Annotated in this window: 6 protein-coding genes and 1 pseudogene; all 7 read right to left on the reverse strand. The window is 65.3% G+C overall.

Features of this window, described 5'->3' with window-relative positions:
• Window positions 1-203: 203 nt before the first annotated feature.
• Window positions 204-968 carry a PRC-barrel domain containing protein gene (locus ACNA7R_RS18940; protein ID WP_416285074.1) on the reverse strand — a complete coding sequence of 255 codons (765 nt, stop codon included), beginning with the start codon at window positions 966-968 and terminating at the stop codon, window positions 204-206.
• Between the two features lie 95 nt (window positions 969-1,063).
• Window positions 1,064-1,831 (reverse strand): enoyl-CoA hydratase/isomerase family protein, encoded by a 768-nt coding sequence (locus ACNA7R_RS18945; RefSeq protein WP_416285075.1) that lies wholly within the window; start codon window positions 1,829-1,831, stop codon window positions 1,064-1,066.
• Window positions 1,832-1,943: 112 nt separating this feature from the next.
• Window positions 1,944-2,612, reverse strand: coding sequence for a helix-turn-helix domain-containing protein (locus ACNA7R_RS18950; protein ID WP_416285076.1), 669 nt, complete (start codon window positions 2,610-2,612; stop codon window positions 1,944-1,946).
• A 166-nt stretch (window positions 2,613-2,778) separates the two neighbouring features.
• Entirely contained in the window at window positions 2,779-3,303 is a 525-nt protein-coding gene (mobB, locus tag ACNA7R_RS18955; protein WP_416285077.1) for a molybdopterin-guanine dinucleotide biosynthesis protein B, read from the reverse strand.
• 160 nt (window positions 3,304-3,463) lie between these two features.
• Window positions 3,464-4,162 (reverse strand): annotated as a pseudogene (locus ACNA7R_RS18960) (sensor histidine kinase); the annotation flags it as partial.
• A gap of 604 nt (window positions 4,163-4,766) precedes the next feature.
• Window positions 4,767-5,429, reverse strand: a complete 663-nt coding sequence (locus tag ACNA7R_RS18965; RefSeq protein WP_416285078.1) for a helix-turn-helix domain-containing protein — start codon at window positions 5,427-5,429, stop codon at window positions 4,767-4,769.
• Window positions 5,430-5,507: 78 nt separating this feature from the next.
• A partial coding sequence (locus ACNA7R_RS18970; protein WP_416285079.1) for a hypothetical protein occupies window positions 5,508-5,794 on the reverse strand: 287 nt, incomplete at its 5' end.

Genomic DNA, 5,794 nt, shown 5'->3' on the forward strand with positions numbered 1-5,794 from the left:
ACTGTAAGTCATTACCGGCGCAACCGCGACCCGTGCGGCGGTTGCGCCGGTAAATCGTTACAGCAATCCGTATGAGACGGCCCTCCGTCCTCGGAACGCGATTCTCGAGTTCGAAACGTCCCCTGTGGTACTGATCGGTACTCCGAACGGCGAGCGATCGGGAAAGTCGAGCCTTCGCTCGAGCGAAGAGTCGATCCGCGACGTTATCGCGTGTCGCGGCGGCGATCATCGTCGTCGTCGCCGATGAGGTCGTCGTCATCGTCGTCGCCAATCAGGTCGTCGTCGTCATCGCCGATGAGGTCGTCATCGTCGTCGCCAATTAGGTCGTCATCGTCACCGCGGCGGTTATCATCATCGCCGATGAGATCATCGTCGTCGTCGCCGATCAGGTCGTCGTCGTCATCGCCAATCAGATCATCGTCGTCGTCGCCGATGAGGTCATCATCGTCGTCGCCGATCAGATCGTCATCGTCACCGCGACGGTCGTCGTCGTCACCGATGAGGTCGTCGTCATCGTCGCCAATGAGGTCATCGTCGTCGTCACCGATCAGATCGTCGTCGTCGTCACCGATGAGGTCGTCGTCATCGTCGCCGACGAACTCGTCGTCGTCGTCGCCGATGAGGTCGTCGTCGCCTCGGTCCGCCGTGTCGGTAGCGCCGGTCGCCGCTTCCGCGCCGGCAGCCGTCCCGGCACCGGCCGCTCCGGTTCCGGCTCCGGCGCCGGACTCGAGGTCGCGCTCGAGGTGGACCTCGTCGTCGGTTACCTCGGCGACCGCGGGCTCCTGCAGGGGGTAGGCGTCCTCGTCGGTGTCGCCCCACCCGAGTTTCGCCTTGATCGTGTCCGTGATTCCGGGGTCCGGTTCCACGTGTGCGGTGCCGTGTTCGACGTCGGCGACGAGACCGACCTCCTCGCCGTCGGCGTTGATCACTGTCTTTCCGATGTCGTCGTCGGTAAACTCTGGGGACATTGCGATTTGAAACACGACGAAGAACCGTACAATGGTGTTGCTTGCGGTGGCTTGCGACTCGAGTGTTCTCGCGGGCGAAATCGGCCGTCCGTCAACTACTCGTTGAATTCGGGTTCACGCCCCTCGAGGAAGGCCGCGACGCCCTCCTCGTGGGAGTCCGAGCCGCGGGCCTGGACCTGCAGCGTGTTCTCGTAGTCCGCGGCCTCCCGCCAGTGGCGGGCCATGTTCTCGTGGAGGGCCTGTTTGGTCATCCCGATTACGTCGGTCGGCCGGCGTCCGAGTCGGTCAACCGTCTCTCGCACCCGGTCGTCGAGGTCCTCGGCGGGAACGGCCTCGTTGACCAGCTCGAGGTCGGCCGCCCGCTCGGCGTCGAAGAACTCTCCGGTGAACGCGAGCTTCTTCGCCGCCCGCAGGCCGACGATGTGGGGGAGCATGAACGTGCCGCCGGTGTCGGGAATGAGCCCGACCCTGACGAACGCACAGGAGAAGGTGGCGTCCGCGCTGGCGTAGGCGATATCCGAGAGGGCGACGATAGCCAGCCCCGCACCGATGGCGTCGCCGTTTACCTTCGCGACGATCGGAACCGGCGACTCGAGCATCGCCTCGACAACCCGACCGAACGTCTCGGTGACCTCCTCGTAGGACTCGCGGGGCGGGCTGGGTGGTTCGGCCATCGCCTCGATGTCGCCGCCGGCGCTGAACGCGTCGCCCTCCCCGGAGATGACGATCGCGTGGTGGTCGTCGGGATCGGCCCGCTCGATCGTCTCGGCTAGCTCCGTGGCGACCGCCTGGCTCATCGCGTTGAGGACGCCCGGTCGATCGAACCTGATCTCGAGAACGCCGTCGTCGGTATCGACGTGCATACGCCAACACGTCGCGGACGGCTAATAACAGTAGGCGGTGTGGCCGGTCGCGTGGGCGACGGCGAGAGGAAAGCGGGCAGCGAAAACGGGAGCGGACGGGTACGGGGTGGCGTTAGTCGGACGGGACCGGCGGGGCGGTCGCCTCCTCCTCGGCGACGTTGAGTTCGGAGGTGACCAGCGCCCGGTAGGCCCGGCGCAGGCGCTCGGAGAGCGCCTGGTGGGAGATGCCGAGCTCCTCGGAGAGCTCCTGCATCGAGACCTCGCGGGGGATCTCGAAGTAGCCGTGGTCGATCGCCGCGACCAGCGTCTCGTACTGGCGCTGGGTGAGGCCACACTGGGAGTGGCTCTCGTCAGCGACGTCGAACAGACGGACGATCGTCGGCGTCACGTCGTTGTCGACGAGGCGATCGTACAGCGAGCTGACGTCCTCGCGCTCGAGGACGCGTACGCTCAGGAGCCAGGAGCCGCCCGAGGCCGACGCGCTGAGGACGGTGCCGCCCTCCTCGAGGACGAGTTCGAACGGGTCGATCGTCTCGGGGTCGAACTCGACGTCGTACAGCCACCGGTCGTCGTCGCTGCTGATCAGCGAGTAGTCTTCGATCGCGCCGGCGTCGGTCATCGCGGCTTCGATCTCCTCCTGTGAGGGCCCGGACAGCCACAGTCCGTGACCGCTCGAGGCGATGACTTGCTCCATCTCGCAGGTCAGCGAGGGAACGGCGTCGAACAGCTCGGCCAGCCCGGTTCCGTCGCCCGGAATCTCGAGGTCCGCAATGGATGTCATTGTTCTCACTCACGGATACACGAGGAAACACAATAACCGCACTTCCAAATTTATCAGCACCTCCGTTGGTGAAAATCAACTGTTAGATACAATCACTTTTATCTATGGTAATCGTGATGGAACGGACGGTGATCGGACGGCGCCTGCGAGCCTGGCGACCCGCGGATCAGGACTCGTCGGCGTCCGATGATTCCACGCGCGTCGCGAGCGGCTCGAGCCCTAGCACGGTTTCGACGAGCCCCGCGAGGTCCTCGCTCCCCCGTCCGACGACCTCGCCGCCGACCGCCCCGGGATCGCGATCGCCGACGAGGATCGTCGGCAGCGGCGCCTCGGTAAAGCCCTCGACAACGACCACGTCGTAGCCGCGACCCTCGAGGCGGGTGAGCACCCTCGAGAGCGCTCGGAGTTCGGGATCGTCGGTCCGGAAGAACTCGGCATCGGGTTCGTCGGGCGGATCGCGCTTCCCGCGGGCGGTGATGTCGAAGGTGAGCGCGGGCGTGACGCCGACGACCGTCTCGGCGCCCGCGGTTCGGTGACGGTGGGTGTCGGCGCCCGGCGTGTCGATCTCGATATCGTGGTGGATCGACTTGACGGTCGCGACTCGAGCCTCCTCGGTCAGCTGCGGGACGAGTTCCTCGACGAGCGTCGTCTTGCCCGAATCGCTCGGCCCCGCAAGAGAGACGACTCTCATAGCGATCCCGTCGGCAGCGGTCGTTCGAGCGCGCACACGGTGTTCACGCGCGGACGTGGACCCCGTTCGACAATAGCCGTTCGGGTTCGGTCCCGCCGCGCGGTCGACTCGAGGGCGGTCGGTTCGATCTCACCCGATCGCAACTCGGCCGAGAACCCGGTCACGGACGGTTCCCGAGTGCCGGCAGCGTCAGCACGAACGCCGATCCCTCGCCGGGCTCGGAGTCGACCCGGATCTCGCCGCCGTGGCGTTCGACGATCCGCTCGCAGATCGCGAGCCCGATCCCTGTCCCCCGTCGTTCGTGGTAGCCGTGGAGCCGCTCGAAGACGTCGAAGATCCGCTTCTGGTTTTGCGGTTCGATCCCGATTCCCTCGTCGCGGACGAAGACGCGCCACTCCGAATCGTCGCGCTCGGCCTCGACTCGGACGACCGGCCGTTCGTCGCCGCTGTACTCGAGAGCGTTCGAGAGGAGGTTCTGAAACAGCTGTCGCAGCTGGTTTCGATCGCCTACGACGCGGGGCAACTCCCCGACGGCGATCTCGGCGTCGGTCTCCTCGATCCGAACCTCCAGATCCTTGTACACGTCCTCGAGCACCGCCCCGAGATCGATCGGTTCGAACGGGCTTCGCTGCGTTTCAACCCGCGAGTACGCGAGCAGTCCGTCGATCATCGCCCGCATCCGTTCGGCGCCGTCGACCGCGTAGGCCAGAAACTCCTTGCCCTCCTCGTCGAGGTCGTCCTCGTAGCGCCCCTCGATCAGCCGGAGGTAACTCGAGACCATCCGCAGCGGTTCCTGGAGGTCGTGACTCGCAGCGTAGGCGAACTGCTCTAATCGCTCGTTCGAGGCCTCGAGCGCCTGCTCGCGGCTGCTTGTGTCACTGGGGTCGGGCGGACTCGGTTGGGAACCGTCGGACCGGTTTTCGAGTCGTCGCTCGAGCGAGACCGCGTCCCCGTATCCGCACTCGGAGCACTCGAGTCCGAGGTCCGACCCGGGGTAGACGCGAATCGCGTCGCGGTCGCCGCAGTTCGGACAGCACAGCCACTCCTCGAGCCGATCGTCGCCGGCACCGGCCCGCCCGAATTCGCCTCGCCGATCCTCGTCGTCGCGTCCTCGAGCGTCGGTCGCGCGGACCACGCGCCGTTCGCTGTCCCACTCGACGAGCCCCGAATCCGCCAGCTTCGGCAGATCAGCGTGGACCAGTTCGATTCGCACTCGCTCGCAGGCCGCGTCCTTCCGTTCGCGTGACGGTCCCCTCTCCGTTGCGAGACGCGTCGCGAGGTCGGTCACGGACAGCGATTCGCCTCCCGAGCGAAGGACTCGAAGTATCCGTCGGCGACGATCGGACGCCAGCGGTTCGACGCCGGGACCGGCGGGGTGGGAGCCACTCATCCTGTACGAACACGTCCGGGACAACCAGGATAGTACGAGGGGTAGTCCGAACAACGATTTTATATCCCGGGCGCTATCGCGGGGCTCTGTCGACCGAGTCGAGTAACACGGTGGTGAGGACCTGCTTGGTCCCACCCCGGATCCGTTTGGACATCGCCTGCTGGCTGATTCCGAGTTCGGCGCCGAGTTCCGACAGGGAGGCCTCGCTCGGCGTGTCGAAGTACCCCCGGTTGAGCGCCAGCACGAGCGCCGTGCGCTGTTCCGGCGTCAGCCCCAGCTGTCGCCCCGAGTTGACGTGTTCGGACAGCGAGTAGACGCGCTCGAGGTGAAGCGAGATCGCGTGGTCCGTACAGAAGTTGTAAAACCCCGCCAGCGCGTCGTGGTTCGGGAACCGCAGCCGAAAAAACCAGCTGTCGGTGCTGTAGGCCTCGAGGATCACCCCGTCGGTCTCGCCGATCCCGTACAGCAGGTCGTGAACGTCGCCGTCCCAGGTCGCCCGGTAGAGCGCGTAATCGTTGACCGAATCCAGCCGCGTCAGATCGTGAACCGCCGGATGCGTTCGAATCGCCCGTTCGACTTCCTCCGGGTCGTCACACCGAACCCAGAAGTACGGCATCATCGACCCCGTCGCGGGGACGATGCGCTCGAGTTCGATGGTGGTGTCGGGCGCCTCGGTGAAGACGTCACCGAAGACGAACTCCGAGGACGGGACGGTGAACTCCGCGATAATGCTCATTCGTCCGTTCACTCCGCCGGAACCGATATCGCTCTTGCGGAGCGCTCGAGCGATGGGACACGAAGATATGAAATTCATTCATACCTCCTTATTTCCGAGGAACCGAAGGAAGAGCCGGAAGAAGACGACGTCAACGAGGAACCGGAAGATGATGTCGACGAAGAATCGGAGGAAGACGCCGACGAGAAGTCGGAAGACGACGATACGGACGCTAAGGACGACTGTCCGGACGCGAGGACTGTCCGGAAGAAGAACCGGAGCCCGAGCCCGAGGACGGCTGCTAACGCGTAGCGACTCCGCTGCTGTTTTTGACCCTTCTAAACGCAGAGGACGTCCCCATTTCGGTTTCGTTGACTCCACGGACT

This window comes from Natronococcus sp. (assembly GCF_047921035.1).
Taxonomy (GTDB): Archaea; Halobacteriota; Halobacteria; order Halobacteriales; family Natrialbaceae; genus Natronococcus.

Bases quoted from the DNA above. Each gene is read 5' to 3' on its own strand.
- ACNA7R_RS18940 (WP_416285074.1), bottom strand. From the start codon at position 968: ATGTCCCCAGAGTTTACCGACGACGACATCGGAAAGACAGTGATCAAC.
- ACNA7R_RS18945 (WP_416285075.1), bottom strand. From the start codon at position 1,831: ATGCACGTCGATACCGACGACGGCGTTCTCGAGATCAGGTTCGATCGA.
- ACNA7R_RS18950 (WP_416285076.1), bottom strand. From the start codon at position 2,612: ATGACATCCATTGCGGACCTCGAGATTCCGGGCGACGGAACCGGGCTG.
- mobB (WP_416285077.1), bottom strand. From the start codon at position 3,303: ATGAGAGTCGTCTCTCTTGCGGGGCCGAGCGATTCGGGCAAGACGACG.
- ACNA7R_RS18965 (WP_416285078.1), bottom strand. From the start codon at position 5,429: ATGAGCATTATCGCGGAGTTCACCGTCCCGTCCTCGGAGTTCGTCTTC.